This window comes from Burkholderia sp. AW49-1, assembly GCF_053427845.1.
In genome coordinates this window covers 1-23,884 of the sequence record NZ_JBSAXF010000049.1, presented here as the reverse complement: position 1 = coordinate 23,884, position 23,884 = coordinate 1, and the positions used below count along the sequence as shown (strand labels likewise).

Sequence of the window (23,884 nt, the reverse complement as noted above, 5' to 3'; positions counted from 1 at the left end):
GGAAGCGCCGGAAGACGCGGCGACGATCGAGCGCGTCCGTGGTCTGGTCGCGGAGCTGACCAAGCGTTTCCCGGTCTACGGCTAAGACGCGGCAATCGGGTTCAACCGCCAGCGCGGTTGAACCTCGTCCGCACCAAAGCGACGTAAAAAAATCCGGCTCGCAAATCGCGAGCCGGATTTTTGCGCTGTGCGCGAACTGGTGTCGCGTCACACCGTCGGATCGACGTTCGCCTCGAGTTCGCGAATGCGCTCGTCATTGCGCGTGTCCTTGAGCATCGGCGGCCCGGCGAAGGTCTTGCGCACACCAAAGCCGTACCAGATGATCATCAGCGCCGCCACGAACGCGACGAGCACGTAGAGCACTTTCTCGTTGGGCGGCTGGATGCCGACGTATGCGAGCACGCAGGCGCCCACCAGCGCGAGCAGCGCGCACGGCTTCGACCAGATGCCCAGCTGGAACGGGCCCTTTTCGGTCCATGTGCGGCCTTCGGCGAGCATCCCCGAGCCGAGCGGCATCGCATACGAGATGAACAGGAACACGGCGCTGCCCGCGCTCAACACCGAGAACGCGTCGCCGTACAGCGTGACGACGATGGCAAGCACCGCGCACGTCCAGATCGCGGGCCCGGGCGTCCGATGGTTGTGATTCACGCTGCGCAGCAGTTTCGACGCCGGCAGCCCGCCGTCGCGCGCGAACGCGTACATCATGCGCGAGGTCGACATGATCGCCGCGAGCCCGCACACGTAGTTGATGAAGAACATCGCGAGCTCGAGGCACACGCGCAACGTCTTCGGAATCGGCGCGAGGATGGCTTCGAAGAAGCCGGTGCCCTGTTTCATCGCGGCGGTCAGGTCCGGCATGACGAGCACGAACGCGCACACCATCACGTAGCCGAACGCCGCGGACCAGAACACCGAGCCGATGATGCCGCGCGGCACGTTCTTCGCCGCGTCGTGTGTTTCTTCAGACGTGTGCGCGGATGCGTCGAAGCCCGTGATCGTGTAGGTCACCAGCAGCAGGCCGGACAGGAACGCGAGCGGCGTGGCCTGTTTTGGCCAGGCGCCGCCGTCGACGCCCGTGTAATTGGTGAAGGTGACGAGCCGATGCAGGTCGAACGCGACCGGCGAGTAGGCCAGCAGCGACACGACCAGCGCGATCGTCACGACGAAGATCAGATAGCCGGACAGATCGGTGATCTTGCTCGCTATCCTGATGCCGCGTGCGTTCAGGATTGCCTGCGAAAGGGTGATGACCGCGATGAACGCGGTCTGATGCCACCATGTCAGGCTGTCCGGACTGACGCCGAACATCGGTGCGATCAGCGTCTTGAAGAACGGATCGTAGGTGCCGAAGTTGATTGCCGCGATCACGAAGATCAGGCCGATCAGGTTGAGCCATGCCGTCATCCACCCCCATTTCTTCCCGCCGAGGATCGCGCCCCAGTGATAGAGACCGCCGGCGGTCGGAAACGCGGACGCGATCTGCGACATCGACACCGCGACGATCAGCGCGAACAGCGAGCCGAGCGGCCAGCCGAGGCCGATCGATGCGCCGCCGGCCGCGGAGAACGCGAGCTGAAACGCCGTGATGCCGCCCGACAGAATGCAGATCACCGAAAACGACACGGCGAAGTTCGAGAAGCCGTTCATGCGTCTCGACAGCTCCTGCGCGTATCCCATCTTGTGGAGAAGGCTTACGTCACTGTCGGTGCCTGTATCAGGCTGGATTTTCGCGTCCATGTTCGCTCCGTCACGAATGTCCTGCGAGGCAGGACCGTCATCGCTGCCCGGGCCCGGCACGGCGGCCCGCTCCTGGAATTCGTCGGTGGCACGCGATGTCATGCGGTGACGACGGTCGCGTGCCGGTCCGATACGGGAACGGTATGAAGCCAAATCTCGCGGCGATATCGGATTTCGGCAATGCGGTGAAACTCCGGATGCGTGCACCGTTCGGGGGCATCGCATGGCGGATTGAAGTTTTGTAAGAAATCCGTACGGATCGGGGAGGGAGCGGTATCAACCCGCGTGGCGAAGCGGGATGACGGAGGGGGCAACTTCAGGAGACGGACAGATGGATGTGGAGCGGCGCGGTATCGGATTCATTCCGGTCACCGAATGGTACCGGACGCCCGCGCGATCGCGCACCGTACCGTCGGTTTCGTGCGCGAACGCGGGCGATGCTTGGTTGTATGCGCGTTTCGTTCAGACCGTTGCCGTTCGCCGCTCCGTCAACCGATTCCACAGCATTCCGGCGCGGCTCCCGCTTCCGCAATACGCGAGCACGGGCTTCGGCAGCGCATCGACCAGCGCGCCGAACGCATCGACTTCCGCGTCGCCGATCCGGTCGCGTTCGACCGGCAGATAGCGCGCGTCGAGGCCGAATTCGCGCGCGGCGGCGGCGATTTCCTCGAAGGCCGGCTGATCGGCGCTTTCGCCGTCCGGCCGGTTGCAGATCACCGCGCGAAAGCCCGCGTTGCGGATCGCCTTCAGGTCCGCCGGCGTGATCTGTCGCGATGCGGTGAACCCGGTCGCCGTCGCGGCACGGCATTGCTCGAGCGCGCGCGCGAAACACGCGATCGCGAAATCGACGTCCTGCTCCGTCGTGAAGCGGCCGAAGCTGACGCGCACCGTGCGGCCCGCGGCTTCGGCGTCGAGGCCGATCGCGGTCAACACGTGGGACGGCGCGCCGCTCATCGAGTTGCACGCGGAGGTTGACGATACGGCGAGCGCATCGCCGAGCATGAACGGGAAGAAGCCCGGCACGTTCACCGTGAGGCTCAACGTGTGCGGGATGCGGCGTGCCGCCGCCGCGTTGTGCGTGATGCCGCCGAGCGCGAGCAGCGCGTCCTTCAGGCGTGCGCTGAGCGCCGCGATCCGCGCGGCTTCGCGCTCGAGTTTTTCGGCGGCCAGCTCGCAGGCGATGCCCATTCCGACGATCTGGTGCGTCGCGAGCGTGCCCGAGCGCAGGCCGCGCTCGTGTCCGCCGCCGTGGATCTGCGGCGCGATGCGGTCGGCGATCTCGCGGCGGACGAACAGCGCGCCGATGCCCTTGGGGCCATACACCTTGTGCGCGGACATCGACAGCAGATCGATGCCGAGCGCGCGCACGTCGATCGGCGTCTTGCCGAGCGCTTGCGCGGCGTCGACGTGCAGCAGCGCGCCGGCCGCATGCACGATGCGCGAGATCGCGCCGATGTCGGTCAGCGTGCCGAGTTCGTTGTTGACGAGCATCAGCGACACCAGGCCCGTGTCAGGGCCGATCGCCGCGGCCACGGCGTCGACGGTGATTTCGCCGTCGGCGGTGGGCGACAGGTAGGTCGCGGTCATGCCGCGCTTCGACAGGTTCGCCATCGTGTCGAGGATGGCCTTGTGTTCGAGGCGGCTCGTGATCAGGTGGCGCTTGTCGGTCGCGGTCTCCGCATAGCCTTTCAGCGCGAGGTTGTTCGATTCGGTGGCGCCCGACGTCCAGACGATCTCGTCGGCATCCGCGCCGATCAGCGCCGCGACCTGCGCGCGCGCATGCTCGACTTTTTCCTTCGCCAGCCGGCCGGCGGCGTGCGAGCTCGACGCGGGATTGCCGAAGATGCCGCCGGCACCGAGGCAGGCCGTCATCGCTTCGATCACGCGGGGATCCGCGGGGGTGGTGGCCGCGTAGTCGAGGTAGTGCAGCGGGGTGGTGTCGCTCATGTCCTTCTCTGGCTCATTCTTTTCGTAACGGGAGAAATGATACGAGGAGGAGCGGGGAAAAAGGATCCAAAATCGGTTGGATGTTCGCCGATGCGGGGAAAAATATTCCATGGAAGTTGACTTGGGTGGAATCGGATCCTGCCGCCGCCTGGCGGCACCCGGCAACGATCCGCCGATGTCCATGAGGGATTCCCCCGGTGACGCACGCATCCGCGCCATTTCGCCGGTGCGCGCCGCGCGTTCCGCGCTGTCCGCTGACGCCTCCCGCAGCGGTCCGCCGATTATTTGCGTTTCGCGAATGGCGCGTTCGCCGGTTGTTCCATACCCGATCTGCGTGCGCGCACCTATCGTTCGGGCGTCGGCTGATTGAATTCGACGCCTGCAACCGGAACGGCGGCCGCCACTTCCTCGCGACTCACGTCGCATCGCACACACAAGACAACGGACCCGGCTCGTGCACGGACGCCCCGGCGCGTGCAGGCGGACCGGTCCACGGAGACGGACATGAAAGCAAACGAGTGGGATACCTCCTATGAGTGGAAGGCGGTGACGCTGCTGGCGCTCGGTTTCGGGCTGGTCGGCCTCGACCGCTGGCTCATCGCGCCGCTGTTCCCTTCGATCATGAAGGATCTGCACCTGACCGCGCAGGACGTCGGCAACTGCATCGGCGTGCTCGGCCTGTCGTGGGGCATCTTCGCGGCGCTGATGGGCGGCATTTCCGACAAGATCGGCCGCCGCAAGGTCCTGATCCCGGCGATCATCGCGTTTTCGCTGCTGTCCGGCTTCTCGGGGCTCGCGGGCGGGCTGCTCGGCCTGATCGCGATCCGCGGGCTGATGGGCGTCGCCGAAGGCTCGTTCTGCCCGACCAGCTTCGCGGCCACCGCCGACGCATCGCATCCGCGGCGACGCGGCCTGAACCTCGGGCTGCAGCAAAGCGGTTTCGCGCTGTTCGGGCTCGCGCTGTCGCCGATCATCGCGACGCAGCTGCTCAACGTCGTGTCGTGGCGCTGGGTGTTCGCGCTCGTGGCGATTCCCGGGCTGATCCTCGGCGCGATCATGTTCTTCGTGATCCGCGAACCGAAGCGCGCGAAGGAGGTGGTGACGGAACACGCGCCGGCGTCGCTCGGCCACGTGCTGAAGAGCCGCAACATCCTCGTCGCGATGGCCGCGCTGTGCTGCGCGATGACCGGCGTGTTCGTGCTCGGCGCGCTGTTGCCGCTGTACCTGACGGATTACCTTGCGCTCGGCACGCAGAAGATGGGCCTCGTGGTGTCGGCGATCGGCTTCGGCGGCTTTCTCGGACAGTTCGGGCTGCCGGGCCTCTCCGACCTGGTGGGCCGTCGCCTCGCGAGCATCGTCGGTTTCGCCGGCACGGCGGTAATGCTCTACGTTTTTCGCGGGCTGGGCCCGCAGCCGCTCGTGCTGTTCGCGGTGCTGTTCGTCGCGTCGTTCTTCACGCTCGGGCTGGTGTCGCTGCTCTCGGGCCCGGTGGCCACCGAAGCCGCGCCCGTCGGCCTCGTGTCGACGTCGATCGGCGTGGTGGTCGGTTGCGGCGAGATCTTCGGCGGCGGCATCGCACCGGCGATGGGCGGCTACGTCGCCGCACACTTCGGGATCCAGAACATTCTGTGGCTGCCGATGGGCGCAGTGCTGCTCGGCATCGTGGTCAGCTTGCTGCTGCGGGAAACAGCGCCGGCCGTGCTGCAGCGTCGCGTGGGCTTGCAGCCGGAGCTGTCGGCGGGCAAGCAGCCGTAACGTACCGCACGGTGTTAGCCGCGCCCGATGCGCCGGCGAGATTGACACCCGCCCGGTGACAGTGTGACGCGTTCGGCATGACCCAACCGGCCGGCAGGTGCGGTTAGACTGCCGGTTTCGCTTTCGGAAAGGGCGCGGCATGGACCGGTTTCTGAGCATCGAGGCATTCGTCAGGGTCGCGGAGGCGAGCAGTTTCGCGGAAGCAGCGCGACAGCTTGGGGTCACCAGTTCGGTCGTGACGAACCGCATCCAGCAACTGGAGAAGTTCGTCAACGCGCCGCTGTTCCATCGCAGCACGCGCCACGTGCGCCTGTCCGAAGTGGGCGAGACCTTCTACCGCGAATGCGCCGAGGTGGTCGGGCGCGTCAACGAGCTGACCGACCAGATGCGCGAACTGCGCGCGACGCCGACCGGACGGCTGCGTATCCAGATGCTGCCCGGTTTCGCGCTCGATCACTTCGGCGTGCCGCTCGCCGAGTTCAATCGCCGCTATCCGGGCATTCAGCTCGACATCATCGTCAATGACCGTGTCGTGGACCCCGTCGAAGAAGGGTTCGACATCGCGTTCCAGATCTTCCCGCCGATATCCGAGTCGCTGATCGAGCGGCGACTGTTCGTGGTGCGGCGTCTCTTCTGCGCGGCGCCGGCCTACCTCGAAGCGCATGGTGCGCCACAACATCCCCGCGAATTGCTGCAGCACACCACGGCGCTGTATTCCGGCTATCCGTCGCGCAACCGCTGGACCCTGACGCGCGGCGACGAGGTCGTCGAAATGGAGTTGCCCGGCATGATCCGCTCGAACTCCGTGCACCTGCTGCGCGAGTATGCGCTGACGGGCGGCGGTGTCGTGTGCCTGCCCACGCTGGTTGCGAGCGACGCGCTGGTCGCGGGCCGGCTGGTCCCTATCCTCACCGATTTCCAGATCGCGCCGCTGAGCTTCGCCGCCGTTTATCCTGCAACGCAGCGACAGGCGTTGAAGGTGAAGGCGCTGGTCGAGTTCCTCGTCGAATACATCGGCGACGAGTCGCCGTGGGACCGTCCGCTGCTGGAGCGCGGCTGGGTTCGCTGAACGAAGCGATTATTCGCGAATCGCAAATGCCGTAGTCGCGGTCCGTTGCCTTGTTGAGGGGCGCCCTTGCCCCTAGAGTTGAATCCAACAAGCGGTTCAACTCAGGAGACAGCAATGACCGACATGGCATTCCACACCGTCTTTGGCTCGCTCGACAGCCACGCCAAGGGCGAGATCGAAATCACCAGCGGCAGCGCAAAACACTACGCCTTCTCGAACGTCTTCGAGATCGCATCGAAGTCGGCTCCCTACGAAAAGGTCGTCGCCGGCAAGAACCTCGAATACGTGATCGAAGTGCTGCGGACCGACGGCCAGTCGCCATGGTTCGCGTGCGCGCACGACGAGTTCGTGATCCAGATGGATGGCGAAGTCCGCATCGAATTCATCAAGCTCGACAATCCGCCGACCACCGGCCGCGGCACCGTGAGCGCCGGCACGCAGCCGGCGGGCCGCGAGATGGGCTACGTCGTCCTGCGCAAGGGGCATCAGGCACTGCTGCCGGCCGGCTGCGCGTATCGCTTCGCCGCCGGCAAGCCGGGCGTCGCGCTCGTGCAGACCGTGCTCGGCGAGCTGTCCGTCGAGAAGTGGGCCGACATCTGCCTGCACTGACACATCCGACTGCCCCGTTCAAATATTCCAGGAGACACGTTATGGCCACCCTCGAGACCCTCGATCTTTCCGCCGGCTTCGCCGCCGATCTGGTGCAGGCCACGGAAGCCGATGCCGTCACCGGCTACCGCCGCTTCCGGCTCGGCGAGTTCGCGTTCCAGCGCGACGAATACTTCGTGAAAATCAGCTGGCCGGCGAAAGGCCGGACGCGCACGCACGCGATGCCCGCGGACGCGTTCCTGCGCGCGATGATGCGTGACGTCGCGTGGGGCTTCTTCTACGGCTGGGTGAACTTCGATCACGTGTTCGGCACGCGCAATCACTACGGCAAGGTCGACGTCTACGCGGGCACGTTCAACGGGATCCTGAAGGAAGCCGGCGTCGATTACACCGAGACGTTCGAAACGCCGACGATCATGGCGACCTTCAAGGCCATGCTGCACGACTGGACCAACGAAGGCTTCGATCCGTTCGCCGCACCCGAAGAAACCGGCACGGCGTTCGGGCGCAAGCACGGCGAGAACGGCGCGGCGATCGAACGCACGCGCATCGCGACACGCCGCATGCCGGGCCTCGAAGGCGACTCGCCGCTGCGCGACGAGCTGCCGGTCAACCGCGCGTTCCTCGACGTCGGCCAGGACGAGCCGGAAGTGCACGTGAAGCCGGGCTTCGAAGGCGAACTGCACGCGTTCAACCTGTTCAAGTACCTGTCGCGTTCGGACGTGACGTGGAATCCGTCAGTCACGTCCGTGTGCGGGCGCAGCCTGTTCTGCCCGACGACCGAGGAATTCATCCTGCCGGTGTTCCACGGCAACGACCGCGTCGAATGGTTCCTGCAACTGTCCGACGAAATCGTGTGGGACATCGGCGACAAGAACACCGGCGCGCCGCGCGCGCGCATCACGATGCGGGCCGGCGACATCTGCGCGATGCCCGCGGACATCCGGCACCAGGGCTACTCGACGAAGCGCTCGATGCTGTTGGTCTGGGAAAACGCGACGCCGGACCTGCCGCAGCGATACGAGAGCGGCGAGCTGGCGCCGTATCCGATCGCGTTCTGAACAGCACTTCAGCAATAAATCGAGGACGATTCATGCAAACCCAACTCTTCATCGACGGGCGCTTCGTCGATGCCGTCGAGCGCGGCACCATCGACGTGCTCAATCCGCACGACGGCTCGCTGATCACGAAGATCGCCGCGGCCACATCGGCGGACGTCGACCTGGCGGTCGAAGCCGCCACCCGCGCGTTCCCGAAGTGGTCGGCCATGCCGGCGGCCGAACGCGGCCGGTTGCTGCTGCGCCTTGCCGACGCGATCGAAGCCAACGCCGAGGAACTCGCGCAACTGGAATCGCTGGACACCGGTCATCCGATCCGCGATTCGCGCGCGCTCGACGTGCCGCGCACGGCAGCATGCTTCCGCTACTTCGGCGGCATGGCCGACAAGCTGCAGGGCTCGGTGATTCCCGTCGAAACCGGCTTTCTGAACTATGTGCAGCGCGCGCCGATCGGCGTCGTCGGCCAGATCGTGCCGTGGAATTTCCCGCTGATGTTCACGAGCTGGAAGATGGGCCCGGCGCTGGCGGCCGGCAATACGGTCGTGCTCAAGCCGTCGGAGATCACGCCGCTGTCGACGCTGCGCATCGTCGAGCTGATGGCCGAGGTCGGGTTCCCCGCGGGCGTCGTCAATATCGTCCCCGGCTACGGGCATACGGCCGGCCAGCGGCTCGCCGAGCATCCCGGTGTCGGGAAGATCGCGTTCACCGGTTCGACGGCGACGGGCCGCCGGATCGTCGAGGCCTCGCAGGGCAACCTGAAGCGCGTGCAGCTGGAACTGGGCGGCAAGGGCGCGAACATCGTGTTCGACGATGCGAACCTCGATGCTGCCATCAACGGCGCCGCGTGGGCGATCTTTCACAACCAGGGGCAGGCGTGCATCGCGGGTTCGCGTCTCGTGCTGCATGAACGCATCGCCGACGCATTCCTCGAGCGCTTCGTGTCGCTGGCTTCGTCGATCCGCGTCGGCAACCCGCTGGACCCGGACACCGAGATGGGCCCGCTGACGTCGAAGCAGCACCTCGATCGCGTGCTGTCGTTCGTCGATGTCGCGCGCGAGCAGGGCGGCCGCGTGCTCGCGGGCGGCAGTGCGCCGCAGGACGCCGCGCTCGCCGACGGCTACTACGTGCGCCCGACCGTCATCGAAGCGAAGAGCGCCGCCGATCGCGTCGCGCAGGAGGAAGTGTTCGGCCCGTTCGTCACCGTGCTGCGCTTCGGCAGCGACGAGGAAGCGCTGTCGATCGCCAACGCGACCGAATACGGGCTCGGCAGCGGCCTGTGGACCAACGATCTGTCCCGCGCGCACAAGATGGCGTCGCGGATCGACGCGGGCATGTGCTGGATCAACTGCTACAAGCGCGTGAATCCGGGCAGCCCGTTCGGCGGCATCGGCAAGTCGGGCTACGGCCGCGAGATGGGCTTCGAGGCGATGCACGACTACACGGAAGCGCGCTCGGTGTGGGTCAACGTCGACGGCAAGGTGCCGCCGCACTTCAAGCGTTGAGGCTGAAATGGAGCGCTTCGTCTATCAGGGAACGCCGTCCCGCGTCGTGTTCGAATGGGGCGCGCTCGAACGGCTGCCGGACGAGCTGTCCGCGCTCGGCGCGCAGCGGGCGCTGATTCTGTCGACGCCCGAGCAGCAGCCGCTCGCCGAACGGGTCAGGCGCGTGCTCGGTGCGCGCGCGGCCGGCGTATGCGCGCAGGCCGTGATGCACGTGCCGGTCGAAGTCGCGCGTGCCGCGCGCGAGATGGCGGCCGAGCTGGGCGCGGACTGCTGCATCGCGATCGGCGGCGGCTCGACGATCGGGCTCGGCAAGGCGATCGCGCTCGAGTCGTCGCTGCCGATCCTCGCCGTGCCGACGACTTACGCGGGCTCGGAAATGACGCCGATCTTCGGGCTCACGGAAGGCCGGCTGAAGCGCACCGGGCGCGACGCGCGCGTGCTGCCGCGAACCGTGCTCTACGACCCGTCCCTGACGTTGTCGCTGCCGCCGGGGATTTCGGCGGCGTCGGGCGTCAATGCGATGGCGCACGCGGTCGAAGCGCTCTACGCGGAAGATGCGAACCCGGTGATCAGCCTGATGGCCGAGGAGTCGATTCGTGCGCTCGGCGAGGCGCTGCCCACGATCGTTCGCACACCCGACGACCGCGAGATGCGCAGCCGCGCGTTGTATGGCGCATGGCTCGCCGGCACGTGCCTCGGCTCGGTCGGCATGGCGTTGCACCACAAGCTGTGTCATACGCTCGGCGGCACCTTCAACCTGCCGCATGCGCAGACGCACGCCGCGATGTTGCCGCATACCGCGCACTACAACCATGTCGCGGCGCCCGACGCGCTGCGCCGTGTCGCGCGTGCGTTGGGCGGCGCCGAGGCGGCCGACGCCGGCCCGCTGTTGTTCCGGCTGAATCGGCAACTGGGCCTGTCGCCGGCGCTTGCCGACATCGGGATGCCGGAAGCGGGCCTCGACGAAGCCGCCGACCTCGCCTGCCGGAATCCGTATGCGAATCCGCGGCCGATCGAACGTGCGCCGATTCGCGAATTGCTTCAGCATGCGTGGGAAGGGCGCGAGCCGCATTGAGCGGCCGGCTGCATCACAGGAGACGAACGTGACGAACGATCTTCATGACGACGGCGATACGCGGCTGACCGAGCAGGTCGTCGCCAGCTTCGACGATACGCCGAACCCGCGCTTGCGCGTGCTGATGCAGAGCCTCGTGCGGCATCTGCATGCGTTCGTCCGCGAGACGGAGCTGACCGAGGCCGAGTGGATGGCCGCGATTCGCTTCCTGACCGAAACCGGGCAGATGTGCGACGACGTCGTGCGTCAGGAATTCATCCTGCTGTCGGACACGCTGGGCGTGTCGATGCTGGTCGATGCGATCAATCATCGCTTCGCCACCGGCGCGACGGAAACGACCGTATTCGGCCCGTTCTACATCGAAGGCATGCCCGAGCGCGCGTATGGCGAGAACATGGCGTTCACGCCCGGCACGCCCGTCGTCGTGCACGGCCGCGTGCTCGCCACCGATGGCGCGCCGGTGCGCGACGCCGTGCTCGACGTGTGGCAGACCGCGGAGAACGGCATGTATTCCGGGCAGGACAAGGCGCAGCCGCACGGCAATCTGCGCGGCCGCTACCGGACCGACGCCGAAGGCCGTTATGCGATCACGACGATCCTGCCGGTCAGCTACCCGATTCCGACCGACGGCCCGGTCGGGAAGATGCTCGACGCCACCGGCCGTCATCCGTGGCGGCCCGCGCATCTGCACTTCATGATCGACGCGCCGGGCTATCGCAAGCTCGTCACGCATCTGTTCGACGAGGAGGACGCGTATCTGAAGTCGGATGCCGTCTTCGGTGTGAAGCCGTCGCTGATGGTTGCCTATCGTCCGCGTGCGGCGGGCGATGAACTCGCGCGCCGCGTCGGTTTGACGGGCGCATATCGCGAAGCGACGTACGACTTCGTGCTCGACCGGAGTTGACCGACATGGCGCGATTCTTTGCAGTGTTTGCGACGGACCAGCCCGGGATGCGCGAAGTGCGCGACCGCGTGCGGTCCACGCATCGGACCTACCTGCGCTCCGCCGCGCAGCACGGTGTGTATGTGCGGCTCGGCGGACCGACGCTCGATCCGCAGGGCGATGCGATGAACGGAACGCTGCTCGTCGTCGAGGCGGACGATATCGATGCGGTGATGCAGTTCGTCGGCAACGATCCGTATGTGAAGGAGGGGCTGTTCTCGCGGGTGGAGGTTCGACCGTGGGACTGGAGCCTCGGCAATCCCGAGCGGAGAGCGTGAGTCATGGGTGTCGCGCAACTCTGCCGCTTCTCCGATGTGCCGGACGGTGGGGCACGGGTCGTCGACGAAGCGCGCATCGGGCGTCCCGTCATCGTCGTGCGGCGCGGGGAGCAGGTGTGGGCGTATGTGAATCGTTGCCCGCATTTCTCGGTTCCGCTCGATTTCGTGCCGGGCAACGTTTCCTGCTACCGGTCCCAGGTGCTGATGTGTGCGCATCACAGCGCGCTGTTCAGGTTCGACGATGGCGTGTGCATCGACGGCCCGTGTTCGGGCGCCGGGCTGGAAGCCGTGGCTGTCGAAGTCGATTCGGCGGCCTGGGTGATTTGTCGCGGCGCTTGATTCGGAAGGTCGGATCGCTCAACGGCAGTCGGGACGCGCGGTAATCGTATTGCGCGGGATGACATCGGGAATGAGCGGGATTTCATTCGTTCTGTTAAATCAGGAAAGCTAATCAAATACGAGTCTTTACGACCCGGATGTACGCGAAGCCGGGACGGGGAGTCGTTGTTTCACGAAGCATCGGGCGAGACCCGCGAGACAGCGGGCGACTGATTCGCATTGACGGAAAAAAGACGGAGACACAATGAAACTGAGGTTTGGAGCAGTCGCGATGCTTGTCATCGCGCAGAGTGCATACGCGCAGAGCAGCGTCACCCTGTTCGGTTTGATCGACAGCGGCATCTCGTACGTCAGCAACGAGGGTGGTGGAAAGAACGTCAAGTTCGACGACGGCATCTTCACGCCGAACCTGTTCGGCTTGCGCGGCACGGAAGATCTCGGCGGCGGATATCACGCGACGTTCGCGCTCGTGAACCAGTTCTCGATGGCGAACGGCAGCATCATCGGGACCGGAATCTTCGGGCGCAACGCATACGTGGGCATCGAGAGCGACCGGTTCGGCGGCATCAGGCTGGGCAATCAGTACGACTTCATGGTGGATTCCCTGTTTGCGAAGGGGAATGCGATCTCGATGGATCTCACGGGGCTGTACGGATTCAGGAATGGCCCGTTCCAGCGTCTCGCGCTGCCGGGCAATCCGACCGGCGCATTCGACTGGGACCGCACGGCAGGCAGCAAGCCGGTCGCGAATTCGGTCAAATACAGTTCGCCGACGATCGCCGGGTTTTCCGGAGGCGTGATGTATGCATTCGGCGGCGTGGCCGGTTCCGTCGGCGCGGACAATACCGTGAGCGCCGGGCTGAACTACGAAGTCGGGGCGTTCGGTATCGGTGCGGCCTATACGAACGAGAAGTATGGCCCGGCGCCGGGTACGCCGTCGACCAGTGTGCGCAACTGGGGCGTCGGGATGCACTACGACTTCGGCGCGATCACCGCAAAGGCGCTGCTGACGACCGTACGCAATTCGTTCAACGACGCAGGCGTGTGGATGGCTGAAGCAGGCGGCGTGTGGCGCATCAGGCCGGACGTCTTTCTCGGCGCGAAGTACATGTACATGAAGGGCAACGAAGCCGTGAACGACAACCATGCGCATCAGGTCAGCGTCGCGCTTCAGTACCTGTTGTCGAAACGGACGATGGTTTACGTGTCAGCGGATTATCAACGTGCGAACAGCGGCGCGAACGCGCAAATCAACGGCGTGCTCGACCCGAACGGGGCGTCGAGCTCGGCGAGTCAGGCCGTCGCGCGCGTCGGGGTGCATACGATGTTTTGACGGGGCGCCGGGCGGAACTTGCGTCAAGGTCCGCCCCGCACTGAACTACCTCGCGGCGGACACTGCCTCCTTGGCCTTGTCCTGCTCCGCCGCGAGTGCCGCATCTGCCGCCTGCGCGCGCTGGATGGCCGGGCGCGCGAGCACGCGATCGATATAGGCGCGAATGCGCGGCGTCTCGGGCACCAGCTTGAACATCGTGGTCCAGTTCAGCGCAGAGCCCCACAGCACGTCTGCGGCCGTGAAGCGCTCGCCCAGCAGCCAGGGCCCCGTTGCCAGTTGCGCATCGATCGCGTTGATGACGGCATCGAAGTCGCCGTACGGTGACGTCGAATAGGCCGCGGGCGGACGATTCATCGAGCGGTCGACGACGGCCGGCTCGAAGCACGAACCGTAGAACGTCATCCAGCGCAGGTACGGGCCGCGCAGTGAATCGCCGGGCGCCGGCGACAGGCCCGCTTCCGGATACAGTTCCGCCGCGTACATGTAGACGGCGGGCTGCTCGGTCACGATCACGTCGCCGTGACGCAGCGCGGGTACCTTGCCCATCGGGTTTATGCGGAGATATTCGGCGTCGTGATGTTTCCCCGCGGAGAGGTCGAACGCGTGCAGTTCGTAGTCGGCGCTCAGTTCCTCGAGCAGCATCCGCGCGCCGGCCGATCGGCTGCGCGGGGAGTGGTACAGGGTCAGGTGACGGTCTTGCGGCATCGCGGGCTCCGGTGTGCGTTCGGGACAAGTATTCCAATGTAGGACGGCCGCGCGGCCTCGTCTTGGAAAAATCCGCTGCGGCGGTGCATCATCACGAGGTCACCTCAACGGTTCGTCATCATGGCCGACTTGCGTCACGTGACCGACACGCCCAAAGGCGTCGTCGGCCCGAAAGCCTTCAATCAGCGCTTCCGCCTGAATCGCTATTACCCCTGTGCCGAACTGGCCGGGGTGCTGGATCACCACTGGATCGTCGAATGGGATTTGCGCGACCAGCCGCCGTATGTGCAGCGCACGCTGCCGTATCCGTGCGTGAATCTGGTGTTCGACCGGCGGCTGACGGGGATCTTCGGCGTGGTGTCGGGGGCATTCGAGACGACGCTGGCCGGCGCCGGCAGGGTGACTGGCTTGCGGTTTCGGCCCGGGGCGTTCCGGGCGTTCTTCGGCAAGCCGGTGCATTTGTCGACCGACAAGGTGCTGCCGGTGTCGACGCTGCTCGATTGCGGCGATGCGGAAGCCGAAGACGCCGTGCTCGGTGCCGAAGATGATGCCGGGATGGTGGCCGCCGCGGAGGCGTTGCTGTTGCGGGTGCTGCCGCCGGCCGATCCGCAGGTCGAGCGCATTCATGGCATCTTGCAGATGCTGCAGCAGGACCTCGGGCTCACGCGGGTGCGCGATCTGGCCGAGCGCGCAGGGTTGAGCGAGCGCACGCTGCAGCAGCTCTTTTCCAACCATGTGGGCGTGACGCCGAAGTGGGTGATCTGCCGTTATCGCCTGCATGAGGCCGCGGACAAACTCGCCGGCGGCGAGCCGGTCGATCTCGCGGAGCTGGCTCATTCGTTGGGGTATTTCGACCAGGCGCATTTCACGCGCGATTTTCGGAAGCTGGTGGGGAAGGCGCCGGCGGAATATCGGCTGGAGGATGGTCGGGGATGAGGGTGCCGGCTCCTGATCGGCGACCGCACCATAGGTCATTTCACACGGTGGATGCGTTGCCGGTCATTCCGCCCTATAGTGCTCGTCGTTGACCGATCTGCAAGAAATTCAGGAGTTCGTCGTGCCGCACAGGAAATCCAAGTTGGGTCGCTCGAAATTCGCGTGGGCCGTCGCCTTGGCGGTGATGCTGGCGCCAGTGGCGGCGCATGCACAGGCGGCGTCCGTCGACGGCTCGACGCGCAATGCGCCCGCTGTCGATCAAGACGCGTCGCGCGTACGGCCGATTGTCGGCGACGATCCGGTTGCCATCCGGGATGCGCTGAAGAAGCAGCATTTCAGCGCCGCCGCACCTTCCTTGACTGCACGGGTTCGCGGCCTCGTCTCCAACGCGACCGACCGGCACGGCCCGAATCCCGACCTGGCGCCCATCAATCTCGATCGTGACGTGACATTCGTGGTGCCGGTGCGGTATGGGCTGAGGTATCAGTCGCAGCGGCACCTGTTGACGCTGGACGTCGACCTGTTCGACGCGGAGCGCGACGACCGGACGCGCATCCTGCTCAGAAAGGTCACGACGGGGCCACGAGGGCGAGGGCTCGTGATCGCACCCGAAGCGAAGGCAAAAGGATATATCCAGCAGGTCGACATCATCGAGCTCGAGTCCGGGCAAGGGAAGAAGAGCACGGTTCGCAGCCGCATGCGGATTTCGCCTGCCGTGTACGCCCAGGCGCATGGCGACTTCGCGCTCGTTTTATCGGGGCGCCTGGTTCGGCCTTACCTGACCGAACAAACCGAGCATGCCGATCCGAGCATCGAGGAGCCGACGGACATTACGACCCGGATCTCCAGGTTGCACATGGATCTCCAATCCATCTCGCTGGTGAGCCCGTCGAGCGGTGTCGTGCTGTCGAAGAAGCTGAGTTTGTCGAAGTAGCGATTTTCTTGGGCGGGGCGGTGATGCTGATCGGATGCGGGGGTGTCCGTAGCGGTGCTGGATGCGTCCGCAGCCGCTGACGCGACGCTCGAGGTCCGTTTCGCGGCGCTCGTGCACGACCTCGGCAAGGGCGTGACGCCGGCGGCGCACTGGCCGAAGCACCACGACCATGAACGACTCGGCGTACCGCCGGTGAAAGCCATTTGCGCGCGCTGGCGCGTGCCGGCCGCGTGCCGAGACTTGGCGCTCATCGTCTGCCAGGAGCACACGCTCGTGCATGGCGTCGCCCGCCTGCAGGCGGCCACCATTGTCAGGCTGCTGTCCCGCATGGGGGCGTTCGCCGACCGGAGCGGCTGGACGCCGTGCTGCTCGCCTGCGCATGCGACGCGCGCGGACGCCTCGGCTTCGAGCATCAGGCCTACCCTCAGGCTGAGCGCCTGCGCGCCGCCCTTACGGCCATCAGCCAGGTCAAGGCCGGCGACCTGGCGCGGGCGTGCAAGTCACCCACCCAGATTGCCGAGCGGCTGCATGCGGCCCGTGTCGGCGCGGTCAAGCGGGGGCTCGCCCAGCTCGAGGCAGGGCAGGTGGCTACGCCGTCAGGGTGCTGACAAAGGCGGAGCAGAAGGTTCCGCCCGAGGCGTTGGACACGGAAAGGCTCAGCCGCTTGCACGCCTTGCCCGATGGAGTATCGAAGCGCACCGTGTTCTGATTGTCGAAATAGCCGTTTACCGTTGCGCCATCATCAAAGTGCGCCACGCATTGCAGTCCGAACAGCGACCCGGAATCGCACACCTTGAATGCGATTAAGTTCGACTTCTGCGCGGGTTGCAGCCGCTCTCCGTTCGGCGCATAGCCCATACGCGCCACCTCATCCGCCTGAAGCGTCATGAACATGTCGTCGCGCGATGCGATGAGCTTTGGCGCAGGCTTGCAAGCGCATACGCAAAGGTCTCCTTCGAGGGCGACCTGCTTGCCACTCATGGTTAGCATGTCCGAAAAGGGCGCGACATTCACAATGAAGCCCGTCATCTTGCAGGCCGGACAGTAGACGCGGGCGCCCTGATAGGCGAGCGGCCGGCCGGCGTTGAGCATGGACCAATCGCCTTCGATGACGAGCCCGCCACTGGTCGTCTTGTCGTCCTTCAGAATTGTGTTGCGTCGCATTGCACTCACTCACAATCACGGTTCATATGCCCGTCTTCCGGACCGCCAGCAGCTCCCGCTCAAGCTTTTGCCACATCTCATTGCACAGCCGCCTGCACATGAAGCGCCAAAGGCCATTCCCGGCACGATAGAACAATGAGGTCTGCCGACGCGAGAGCATGCTCGAGATATCGTCAACGACCTGGTCACTGTCGAATTCAGTCCAGACCGAAGGAGCCGGAGTCATCCCATTGGAGGCGAGCTGTGGCGCCACCTCGCCGAAGAATGCCTCCTTCAATACCGGGATGGACATGTTGGGGCAATGCCGGACGAGCTGCTCGGCAACATGGCGATAATCGACCTCGTTGTCGACAAAGAGGTCGGACATGGTAATCCAGCAATTTCTTCGTTCTCGGGCGCCTACCGTATCTGCCATTTCATAAATTCCTGAAGCTCTGCCTGGTAGAGGTCGTTCGCTTTTTCCATCACTTCAGCTCCTGCCAGGCCGCCTGCGGCGACTACGGCGAACGCGCAAACAGGTGCACCGGGTCCGCATATGCTACCAACTGCCATACCGGCCAGCACGCCGCCAAGCAGTGAACCACCGATACCAGACGCCTGGCGGTTCACCTCGTAGACCTTGTCCTTTGCTGTGGACACACTGTACACAGCCAGCAACGCGGTCATGAGCGAAAAGACTTTCCCCCGCACCGCAAATTTGCGCGCAAAGTTCGTGAAGTCGACGCTGTCGCGTCCACTCGAGTCGATAATGGCGTAATAGACGCGGGCCCGTTGCTCCTGCGTGAGCCGGTCGAACACGCTTGGTCGTCGGCCGGCCTCAATGTCTTTCACGTACGCCTTCTGGTCAGGCGCCAGCATCTCCTTGAAACCCGGGACGTTCTGCACGCAGCTGTAGCGCTCAAGCAGATAGCGCTCGGAGAGACCCTCCTTCTTGTGCCGCTCGGCAAGCGCCAGCCCGGTCGCAGACGTCGCAGCACGCGCTTCCATCATGACCTGGTTGCGCATGGTCTGGGCAAACCGAACACCTTCCACCAGCCCGACTCGCCCCGACGAAACCTCCTCGCGCACCATCTTCGGAATCTCGCCAATCTGGCGCATGTACTCCTGGCGCACATTGGCATCCTGAATGAACGACACCGCAATCTGCTGCGCGGTCTGCGTGAACTTTTGGAGCGCCTTTTCGAGCAACCCCTCGAGCTGATGCTCCTGGTTGACCGGGTAGGGCCCCGTATACGTCAGGGTGTCGTCATCGCCCTGGGCAATCGCAGGATATTCATGCGGCATGGAGACTCCTATGCTGTCAACGTTGTCACGAGGGCGGCGCAGAACGTGCGGCCCGCGGTTCGAGTGTGCGGGGAAAATGTCACCTTCTTGCAAGCCATACCGGTCGGATTCTCGAACCGCACCGTGTTCCGGTGGTCGAATCTGCCCCTCGCAGATGACCCGTCGTCGAAGTGCGCGATGCAATCGAGCCCCTCGAGCGTGCCGACGTCCTTCAGCTTGAAAGCGATGTATCGGGTCCGAGCCTCTTCCGAGAGACGGAGACCATCCGGGGTGTAGCCGCTCCGGGTCAGCTCGTGGCCCTCGAAAGACATGAATGCATTGGTCTGTGACCGAATTAGCCAAGGAGGCGGGCTGCAGCTGCACATGCACAGGTCGTCCTCGAGCGCCACCTGCTTACCACGGAGCAGCATCGGCCGTGAAGGACCCTCGCCGACGATATGGCCTTCCGATTTGCACGCAGGGCAGTACACTCGCGCACCGTGGTAGGACAACGCCTTCCCATGGTTCGTCGTGCGTCCTTCGCCCTCGAGTACGACGCCGCCGCGCGTCGTCGTGTCGCCAATAACAATGAAATATCGTCTCATTTTGCTGCTCCGGGTGGGGAGGACTCCACGGACTCAAGCTGCGCTGTGGGCACAAAGTGCCACTGCTCAAACTCTGGGTCAAAGACCGCGACCTGGTTGTACTCCGTACCCGCCGGCGCAAAAGTCGACACCCTTCTGATGGAATTGCTCACAATCCGGTCGCGGCGCGCGCGTGGCCACCCCTGTGCCCTAGCGAACGTCTCTTTGTAGCCAACAAGGCCGGCATTCTCGTAGAGACGTTCAAAAATCGCCACCGTGTCGGCTTCAAACGCAAAGGCGACATGGTTCTCGCGCTCGGGAGGGACCTGTATCTCATGATGGACGGCGCACGCCACTGGCTTACCGCTTTGCCGGGCAATGAGTTTCCCATCGCGGGCAAACCAGCCGAGATGTACGTCGAGCGCAAGCCGACCGTGATGGTCGTTGATGAATTCGCGAGGGTCAAACTTGCGGGCAGGGATGACTTCGAACCGCTTGCCAGGCCGGGAAGAAAAGATTGCCTCCAGCATCGCGTCGATGGGTGAGAGATAGACACAGATGGCTTTGCCTTCAGGGTGGCGTTCACACAGCACGTTCCCCCAGTTCTTGCAGTCCGGCCGAGGCTCGTAGTGGACCGCAAGGTACAAGTCCGGTGTCGGGAAAAACACCTGGAGTGTCGAAATGCTGCTCTTTACCAGTTTGAATTTCAAATCTCCTCCGCGTTTGCATGGGTCTCGCACGGATTCTTGATTTACGAGATGAAGGACGTCAATTAGATAAGTCCGAATCCGGCGCAGTACCTCTCAGTCGGATGCGGTCTTGGAAGCGGCGGTCAGAAAGCAGGTAATTCTGGAGCGCGAAATCAAGGAATATGAGGCTGCTCAGGCACGGCTGTCCACCTTCCTTGAGGAAGGTCCGGAGTTGGCCCGCCGTTTGAATGTGGCCGAGACGGCGAAGAAGGACTTCCCGCATGACCTCTATTCTCAACGCGACAGGACGAAGATTTCCATCCTGGAGAAGCACTTCCGGGCTAACGCTTCTTCATTCGAATACAGTAGCGCGAACCCGTCCGACATCCGCATCAACTCAGAAACGCTGTTGCCTGCGCTGGACGACTTGACCCTTCGCGTGATGTTGCGCACGGACATGAAGTCGGAGTCGTCGGCCAGCGACTTTGTACGTCTAATCTGGGCGTACCTCATCGCTATCTATCAGGCATCGAGCCAACTGGGCTACGAAGGCAACCACCCCGGCGTGATTCTGTTCGACGAACCTGGTCAGCATTCGATGAGCACGTATAGTCAGAAGGCGTTGATGCAGATTTTGAGCGGCGAGAAGCAGCTCCAGAGTATCGTCGCCGCTTTATTCGACGATAGCGATGCGCTCTTTACGGAAGTCACCGAAGGAAACAAATTTCATCTCATCCGACTCCCTCAGAAGGTTGTCGGACCGCTTGCTCATGATGGCGTCATGTAGTCGGAAAGCGTCGCCTGTACGCGGTCAGCCGCAAAAAAGGGGCACTGAAAAAAGTTTCAGCGCCCCTTTGACATTAGTTGTGGTTACGCCTTGCCGGATAAGGCTCCGCGGCAGGTATGAGCCCCCGTAACCAAAACCAAAACGAGGCCCCGTAACCGAAACTGATGCAACTCAGCATCCGGATGATGACGTGCAAAAAAGGTTGTACCAAACCAAAACCTTAAGTCATTGTTTTTTATGGGACTGCGGAAAACGTACGGATAAAAAACCTTGTACCAACCCTTGCGTCCGTTCCTCAATCAACGCACAAAAAGTCTGGCCAGCCCTGCTACGTCTAGCTGGCCAGACTTTTTGCTTACGGAACGTGCTTCTGTTCAATCTGCGCAGCAGCGCTCGGCTGCTGCGCCACACTCTCGTTCGAGTCGGCTCACGGCCGCCATGAGATTCGGTGTAACCCGCAATGTCGGAATCGCCGCTCGCCTCAGAAGCCTCCATCCAAGAACGACTTCGCCTTTGGAAATCATGTCCTGTGCCGCTCGCTCCAGGCGGCGGAGCTGGAACTGCTCGACCGACTCCTCCAGCTCGGACAATGCATCTCGACAGAGTGGCAGCTTTCGGAGTACCGAATGATGCAAAAGATAAACGTCCGCTTCTGCGACTATGGCCGTTCTGCTTGCCCGAATCAATCGGGGTTCGGCTGCCAGCAACCGTGCGGCTGCGGCGCGTAACGCGCCGCTCCATTTCTTATCCCTGCCAGCCCAGTCGGCCCTGGCTTCCTTGGCGGCGGCGTTGCGCGCCTGAACATACTGTTTCGCTGATTCCTTGAGCCAGTCCTTGTCATAGCGGTTTAGATGATTGTAAAGGCGTGCGTTGACCTTCTTTGCAGCTTTGTGTCCCGCAGGAGCGACCTCGTCTAGGAGAGCCTTCCATTCTTTTCGCCACTGAAGGATTTCGAATTGGCTTCCCTTGGGCTCTGGTGGCGCTCTACGCTTTAACATGGCCTTAACACTATGCAAGGAGATACCCATGTCGCTGGCAATTGCTGCGAGAGGCATTCCGCTACGCCTCATTTCCTTCGCGGCCTCACACCAATCCCCGCCAAACGCATAGATTTCTTTGATTTCGGGCTCGGATGTTCCAGGCCAGCAACGCGAGAAGGTGAATTTCAGCCCACAACCGCAATATCCACGCCCGATGCGGCCATTATCCTTGCTGTCGACCTTCACGCGGTCGATAATGTGGCCAGGCGCGTGCGAGGCATACTGATTTGGGCAAGTGAACCGCTGCCCTGCCGTCAATTGCTTCGGCCTGTTCGCGATGGTGGCCATACGTCCGCACCGCTCCAGAAAATGACTCAGAAGAATGTGCTGTAGGGGCTGATAGGCTGCCCGCGCCCGCAACATCATCGCGACCGGCCACGGTTGCTTAGGCGCTGCTGATATAGAAAGGCCGACCGCCGCTAGATATTCCTCCCCGTACATATTGGCCATTTCCCGACGAACAGCGTTCGTCTCGATGAGGCCGCTCGGCTTAGCTAGCCCAACCGCCTGAGCAAGCGAACGGTAGTGCTCGTGTATGGATGGGACAAGCCGGCTTGATTCACTTGTAAGGAGTTCTGTGGACTTGCGCATGACTTCGAATACATCGAGATTGTTGACCCACGCGGCAGCCCGCGATGGAGCATCGTTCGCTGCTGAAGTGATAACGCTGTTCCCGGCAATCCACTCCCTGGACGAGCGGAGTTTTACGGAAGCAACGGAATTTTGAAGCGGGAGTTCGTGCTTGATGCAGATGAACACGCCCGGCAGTTGATGAGACCGCTTCCAGTATGCCTCGCCGACACGGGCAATGTCGTCCACTGCGCATTGTTCACAGTAGCGAAAGGTCATCGGCCCCTCTACCCGTGTTGCGACCAATCCTAGCGTTGCCACCGGTCGACCGCGCCCGTCGCCACAGACCGTGCGATAAGCCGCGTCAAATCGCTCGTCGGTCGCGTAGCTTGTGAAGTATGGCAAGGGCGTATGCCGCTGAGCTATCTGGTGAGCAGTAAGTCCCCACAAGTCATATGTTTGACGCGCGAGCTCCCCGAGCCCGCAAAGCAATTCCACGGTCGGAAAGACGAGCCTTCCGAAAAGGTTTCGAATGACCGTCGTAGGAACGTTAGCACAAGTATTCTCCATGTATCGACCGATGACGTTATAAAGCAGTTCATCTTCGAAAGGTAGCGGAAGTGCAACTGTCATCGCGTCCTCTGCTCAAGCCAAAACGCCGGCGCGATGAAGTCTTTCGAGCGCTTCTTCAGCGTTCGCCGCACCACGGACGATATCGGTTAAGCCGTCTCTATCCACCGAAAAATCGCGTACCGTTGGCATTGCTGTCGCTTCCGTCCGCAGAAGAGCCGCCTTGACAAGTTGGGGCCCTGAAAGCTCGGGTTCGTCGGCCAGTACTGCCAGCACAGCTTTGAGCGCAAGCGGCTGCGGGACTTGCATCGTGACCAGCGAAGACACGGCAGCCAGTTGAGCTGAATTGCTTTGACGCCGCTCTGTCGCCTGTTTGACCTGCGCAGCACGGGCGTTCTGCGTTACCTCCTCGTCGAGGCCGGCAAGAGTCTCCACCAGCAGGTCGTCATATTGCTCAATGCGCTTCTTCTTCTTGCTTCGCAACGCTGCAATCATCGGCTGCACCGGCCCAAAGCGGTCCTTTGCGAGGTGACGAATGAGCGATGCAGTCATCTTTTCGCTGCCGTCTTGAATAGCGGTAATCTGCGCAAGCTGAAAGAGGCGAATCACCAGTGAGTGGATTCCCTGAGTCACGTCATAGAGTGCTTTACTGAACGCCTCATCGAGGACGGCAGGCTTCCGAGTCCACTGGAACTCAAACAGCCCAGTCAGGAAGTGCTCCCACTCTGCGTCAAAGGCCATGTTCGTGTAGATGATGGCACCATGGTCGCCAGTTCGTCTCGCGAGACGGAACGACTTTTCGAATAAACTCAACGCTCTCGGGGTCCCTGCAAGTAGGAGTGGAACGCCGACCACGTTGGAAAATGTCACGAAGAAGTCCATTAGCATGTCTCCGCGTCTTGCTGCGCCGTTCACAGCAAACTGAATCTCGTCGATAGCAATAATGCCCGTGTGATGGTATCGTGCGACAGCGGCCACTTTGTTAATCAGGTGG

The 23,884-nt window shown here is 63.4% G+C and carries 24 protein-coding genes and 2 pseudogenes; 15 read left to right on the top strand and 11 right to left on the bottom strand.

Features of this window, described 5'->3' with window-relative positions; genetic code table 11:
- The 3 genes from ACV22W_RS32350 to ACV22W_RS32340 form a co-directional block, all read right to left on the bottom strand.
- Nucleotides 1-211: hypothetical protein (locus tag ACV22W_RS32350; RefSeq protein ID WP_448023548.1), on the bottom strand; the 211-nt coding region annotated here is incomplete at its 3' end.
- A complete protein-coding gene (locus ACV22W_RS32345; RefSeq protein WP_448023546.1) occupies nucleotides 208-1,740 on the bottom strand; it encodes an amino acid permease in 1,533 nt (510 codons plus the stop codon). The genes ACV22W_RS32350 and ACV22W_RS32345, both read right to left, overlap by 4 nt.
- Before the next feature lie 462 nt (nucleotides 1,741-2,202).
- On the bottom strand, nucleotides 2,203-3,687 hold the full coding sequence (locus ACV22W_RS32340) for an aminotransferase class V-fold PLP-dependent enzyme (RefSeq protein ID WP_448023544.1): 1,485 nt from the start codon (nucleotides 3,685-3,687) through the stop codon (nucleotides 2,203-2,205).
- Between the two features lie 504 nt (nucleotides 3,688-4,191).
- Between ACV22W_RS32340 and ACV22W_RS32335 the strand changes: the two genes are divergently transcribed.
- The 10 genes from ACV22W_RS32335 to ACV22W_RS32290 all read left to right on the top strand — a co-directional run bounded on the left by ACV22W_RS32335 (nucleotide 4,192) and on the right by ACV22W_RS32290 (nucleotide 13,648).
- A complete protein-coding gene (locus ACV22W_RS32335; RefSeq protein ID WP_059690417.1) occupies nucleotides 4,192-5,442 on the top strand; it encodes an MFS transporter in 1,251 nt (416 codons plus the stop codon).
- A 139-nt stretch (nucleotides 5,443-5,581) separates the two neighbouring features.
- Nucleotides 5,582-6,511 (top strand): LysR family transcriptional regulator, encoded by a 930-nt coding sequence (locus tag ACV22W_RS32330; RefSeq protein WP_059532357.1) that lies wholly within the window; start codon nucleotides 5,582-5,584, stop codon nucleotides 6,509-6,511.
- Nucleotides 6,512-6,625: 114 nt separating this feature from the next.
- Nucleotides 6,626-7,120, top strand: coding sequence for a hydroxyquinol 1,2-dioxygenase (locus ACV22W_RS32325; RefSeq protein WP_448023542.1), 495 nt, complete (start codon nucleotides 6,626-6,628; stop codon nucleotides 7,118-7,120).
- 41 nt (nucleotides 7,121-7,161) lie between these two features.
- Nucleotides 7,162-8,181: a hydroxyquinol 1,2-dioxygenase gene (locus ACV22W_RS32320; RefSeq protein WP_448023541.1), complete on the top strand. Its 1,020-nt coding sequence runs from the start codon at nucleotides 7,162-7,164 to the stop codon at nucleotides 8,179-8,181.
- A gap of 32 nt (nucleotides 8,182-8,213) precedes the next feature.
- Nucleotides 8,214-9,680: an aldehyde dehydrogenase family protein gene (locus tag ACV22W_RS32315; RefSeq protein WP_448023539.1), complete on the top strand. Its 1,467-nt coding sequence runs from the start codon at nucleotides 8,214-8,216 to the stop codon at nucleotides 9,678-9,680.
- 7 nt (nucleotides 9,681-9,687) lie between these two features.
- Nucleotides 9,688-10,755 (top strand): maleylacetate reductase, encoded by a 1,068-nt coding sequence (locus ACV22W_RS32310; RefSeq protein ID WP_448023537.1) that lies wholly within the window; start codon nucleotides 9,688-9,690, stop codon nucleotides 10,753-10,755.
- 28 nt (nucleotides 10,756-10,783) lie between these two features.
- Nucleotides 10,784-11,659: an intradiol ring-cleavage dioxygenase gene (locus ACV22W_RS32305; RefSeq protein ID WP_059702958.1), complete on the top strand. Its 876-nt coding sequence runs from the start codon at nucleotides 10,784-10,786 to the stop codon at nucleotides 11,657-11,659.
- 5 nt (nucleotides 11,660-11,664) lie between these two features.
- On the top strand, nucleotides 11,665-11,976 hold the full coding sequence (locus ACV22W_RS32300; protein WP_059448054.1) for a YciI family protein: 312 nt from the start codon (nucleotides 11,665-11,667) through the stop codon (nucleotides 11,974-11,976).
- A 3-nt stretch (nucleotides 11,977-11,979) separates the two neighbouring features.
- Nucleotides 11,980-12,315, top strand: coding sequence for a Rieske (2Fe-2S) protein (locus ACV22W_RS32295; protein ID WP_448023536.1), 336 nt, complete (start codon nucleotides 11,980-11,982; stop codon nucleotides 12,313-12,315).
- A 244-nt stretch (nucleotides 12,316-12,559) separates the two neighbouring features.
- On the top strand, nucleotides 12,560-13,648 hold the full coding sequence (locus ACV22W_RS32290) for a porin (protein ID WP_448023535.1): 1,089 nt from the start codon (nucleotides 12,560-12,562) through the stop codon (nucleotides 13,646-13,648).
- A gap of 45 nt (nucleotides 13,649-13,693) precedes the next feature.
- Here the strand turns inward: ACV22W_RS32290 and ACV22W_RS32285 are convergent, their stop codons facing one another.
- Complete coding sequence (locus ACV22W_RS32285; protein ID WP_448023534.1) at nucleotides 13,694-14,353, bottom strand: glutathione S-transferase family protein; 660 nt, start codon at nucleotides 14,351-14,353, stop codon at nucleotides 13,694-13,696.
- A gap of 120 nt (nucleotides 14,354-14,473) precedes the next feature.
- Here ACV22W_RS32285 and ACV22W_RS32280 point away from each other — a divergent pair, with 120 nt between their 5' ends.
- The 4 genes and pseudogenes from ACV22W_RS32280 to ACV22W_RS32265 all read left to right on the top strand — a co-directional run bounded on the left by ACV22W_RS32280 (nucleotide 14,474) and on the right by ACV22W_RS32265 (nucleotide 16,831).
- Nucleotides 14,474-15,289: an AraC family transcriptional regulator gene (locus tag ACV22W_RS32280; protein ID WP_448023533.1), complete on the top strand. Its 816-nt coding sequence runs from the start codon at nucleotides 14,474-14,476 to the stop codon at nucleotides 15,287-15,289.
- Nucleotides 15,290-15,410: 121 nt separating this feature from the next.
- Nucleotides 15,411-16,223 carry a hypothetical protein gene (locus tag ACV22W_RS32275; RefSeq protein WP_448023550.1) on the top strand — a complete coding sequence of 271 codons (813 nt, stop codon included), beginning with the start codon at nucleotides 15,411-15,413 and terminating at the stop codon, nucleotides 16,221-16,223.
- 42 nt (nucleotides 16,224-16,265) lie between these two features.
- Nucleotides 16,266-16,487: pseudogene (locus ACV22W_RS32270) on the top strand (HD domain-containing protein); the annotation flags it as partial.
- A 98-nt stretch (nucleotides 16,488-16,585) separates the two neighbouring features.
- Nucleotides 16,586-16,831, top strand: a complete 246-nt coding sequence (locus ACV22W_RS32265; RefSeq protein WP_448023551.1) for a hypothetical protein — start codon at nucleotides 16,586-16,588, stop codon at nucleotides 16,829-16,831.
- Here ACV22W_RS32265 and ACV22W_RS32260 read toward each other — a convergent pair.
- From ACV22W_RS32260 to ACV22W_RS32240, 5 genes are read right to left on the bottom strand one after another with little or no spacing between them, the layout of a single operon-like run.
- The gene (locus ACV22W_RS32260) at nucleotides 16,812-17,387 is read right to left on the bottom strand and encodes a PAAR domain-containing protein (protein WP_448023532.1); all 576 of its coding nucleotides are present in this window, start codon (nucleotides 17,385-17,387) and stop codon (nucleotides 16,812-16,814) included. The genes ACV22W_RS32265 and ACV22W_RS32260 overlap by 20 nt on opposite strands.
- 22 nt (nucleotides 17,388-17,409) lie before the next feature.
- Entirely contained in the window at nucleotides 17,410-17,802 is a 393-nt protein-coding gene (locus tag ACV22W_RS32255) for a DUF7079 family protein (protein WP_448023531.1), read from the bottom strand.
- The gene (locus ACV22W_RS32250) at nucleotides 17,787-18,671 is read right to left on the bottom strand and encodes a hypothetical protein (RefSeq protein WP_448023530.1); all 885 of its coding nucleotides are present in this window, start codon (nucleotides 18,669-18,671) and stop codon (nucleotides 17,787-17,789) included. Before ACV22W_RS32250 ends, ACV22W_RS32255 begins: the two co-directional genes overlap by 16 nt.
- A gap of 8 nt (nucleotides 18,672-18,679) precedes the next feature.
- Nucleotides 18,680-19,255: a PAAR domain-containing protein gene (locus ACV22W_RS32245; RefSeq protein ID WP_448023528.1), complete on the bottom strand. Its 576-nt coding sequence runs from the start codon at nucleotides 19,253-19,255 to the stop codon at nucleotides 18,680-18,682.
- Nucleotides 19,252-19,944 carry a hypothetical protein gene (locus tag ACV22W_RS32240; protein ID WP_448023526.1) on the bottom strand — a complete coding sequence of 231 codons (693 nt, stop codon included), beginning with the start codon at nucleotides 19,942-19,944 and terminating at the stop codon, nucleotides 19,252-19,254. The genes ACV22W_RS32245 and ACV22W_RS32240 overlap by 4 nt, the downstream gene beginning before the upstream one ends.
- Nucleotides 19,945-20,053: 109 nt before the next feature.
- Here ACV22W_RS32240 and ACV22W_RS32235 point away from each other — a divergent pair, with 109 nt between their 5' ends.
- On the top strand, nucleotides 20,054-20,710 hold the full coding sequence (locus ACV22W_RS32235) for a hypothetical protein (protein ID WP_448023525.1): 657 nt from the start codon (nucleotides 20,054-20,056) through the stop codon (nucleotides 20,708-20,710).
- Between the two features lie 374 nt (nucleotides 20,711-21,084).
- Here the strand turns inward: ACV22W_RS32235 and ACV22W_RS32230 are convergent, their stop codons facing one another.
- Both ACV22W_RS32230 and ACV22W_RS32225 read right to left on the bottom strand, forming a co-directional pair.
- Nucleotides 21,085-22,953 carry a TnsD family Tn7-like transposition protein gene (locus ACV22W_RS32230; protein WP_448023523.1) on the bottom strand — a complete coding sequence of 623 codons (1,869 nt, stop codon included), beginning with the start codon at nucleotides 22,951-22,953 and terminating at the stop codon, nucleotides 21,085-21,087.
- A gap of 12 nt (nucleotides 22,954-22,965) precedes the next feature.
- A pseudogene (locus ACV22W_RS32225) lies at nucleotides 22,966-23,884 on the bottom strand (ATP-binding protein); the annotation flags it as partial.

Coding starts and splice junctions, on each gene's coding strand:
- ACV22W_RS32335 (WP_059690417.1), top strand. CDS start 4,192: ATGAAAGCAAACGAGTGGGATACCTCCTATGAGTGGAAGGCGGTGACG.
- ACV22W_RS32340 (WP_448023544.1), bottom strand. CDS start 3,687: ATGAGCGACACCACCCCGCTGCACTACCTCGACTACGCGGCCACCACC.
- ACV22W_RS32320 (WP_448023541.1), top strand. CDS start 7,162: ATGGCCACCCTCGAGACCCTCGATCTTTCCGCCGGCTTCGCCGCCGAT.
- ACV22W_RS32330 (WP_059532357.1), top strand. CDS start 5,582: ATGGACCGGTTTCTGAGCATCGAGGCATTCGTCAGGGTCGCGGAGGCG.
- ACV22W_RS32310 (WP_448023537.1), top strand. CDS start 9,688: ATGGAGCGCTTCGTCTATCAGGGAACGCCGTCCCGCGTCGTGTTCGAA.
- ACV22W_RS32325 (WP_448023542.1), top strand. CDS start 6,626: ATGACCGACATGGCATTCCACACCGTCTTTGGCTCGCTCGACAGCCAC.
- ACV22W_RS32300 (WP_059448054.1), top strand. CDS start 11,665: ATGGCGCGATTCTTTGCAGTGTTTGCGACGGACCAGCCCGGGATGCGC.
- ACV22W_RS32295 (WP_448023536.1), top strand. CDS start 11,980: ATGGGTGTCGCGCAACTCTGCCGCTTCTCCGATGTGCCGGACGGTGGG.
- ACV22W_RS32260 (WP_448023532.1), bottom strand. CDS start 17,387: ATGCGACGCAACACAATTCTGAAGGACGACAAGACGACCAGTGGCGGG.
- ACV22W_RS32285 (WP_448023534.1), bottom strand. CDS start 14,353: ATGCCGCAAGACCGTCACCTGACCCTGTACCACTCCCCGCGCAGCCGA.
- ACV22W_RS32245 (WP_448023528.1), bottom strand. CDS start 19,255: ATGAGACGATATTTCATTGTTATTGGCGACACGACGACGCGCGGCGGC.
- ACV22W_RS32290 (WP_448023535.1), top strand. CDS start 12,560: ATGAAACTGAGGTTTGGAGCAGTCGCGATGCTTGTCATCGCGCAGAGT.
- ACV22W_RS32315 (WP_448023539.1), top strand. CDS start 8,214: ATGCAAACCCAACTCTTCATCGACGGGCGCTTCGTCGATGCCGTCGAG.
- ACV22W_RS32230 (WP_448023523.1), bottom strand. CDS start 22,953: ATGACAGTTGCACTTCCGCTACCTTTCGAAGATGAACTGCTTTATAAC.
- ACV22W_RS32255 (WP_448023531.1), bottom strand. CDS start 17,802: ATGGCAGATACGGTAGGCGCCCGAGAACGAAGAAATTGCTGGATTACC.
- ACV22W_RS32280 (WP_448023533.1), top strand. CDS start 14,474: ATGGCCGACTTGCGTCACGTGACCGACACGCCCAAAGGCGTCGTCGGC.
- ACV22W_RS32345 (WP_448023546.1), bottom strand. CDS start 1,740: ATGGACGCGAAAATCCAGCCTGATACAGGCACCGACAGTGACGTAAGC.
- ACV22W_RS32250 (WP_448023530.1), bottom strand. CDS start 18,671: ATGCCGCATGAATATCCTGCGATTGCCCAGGGCGATGACGACACCCTG.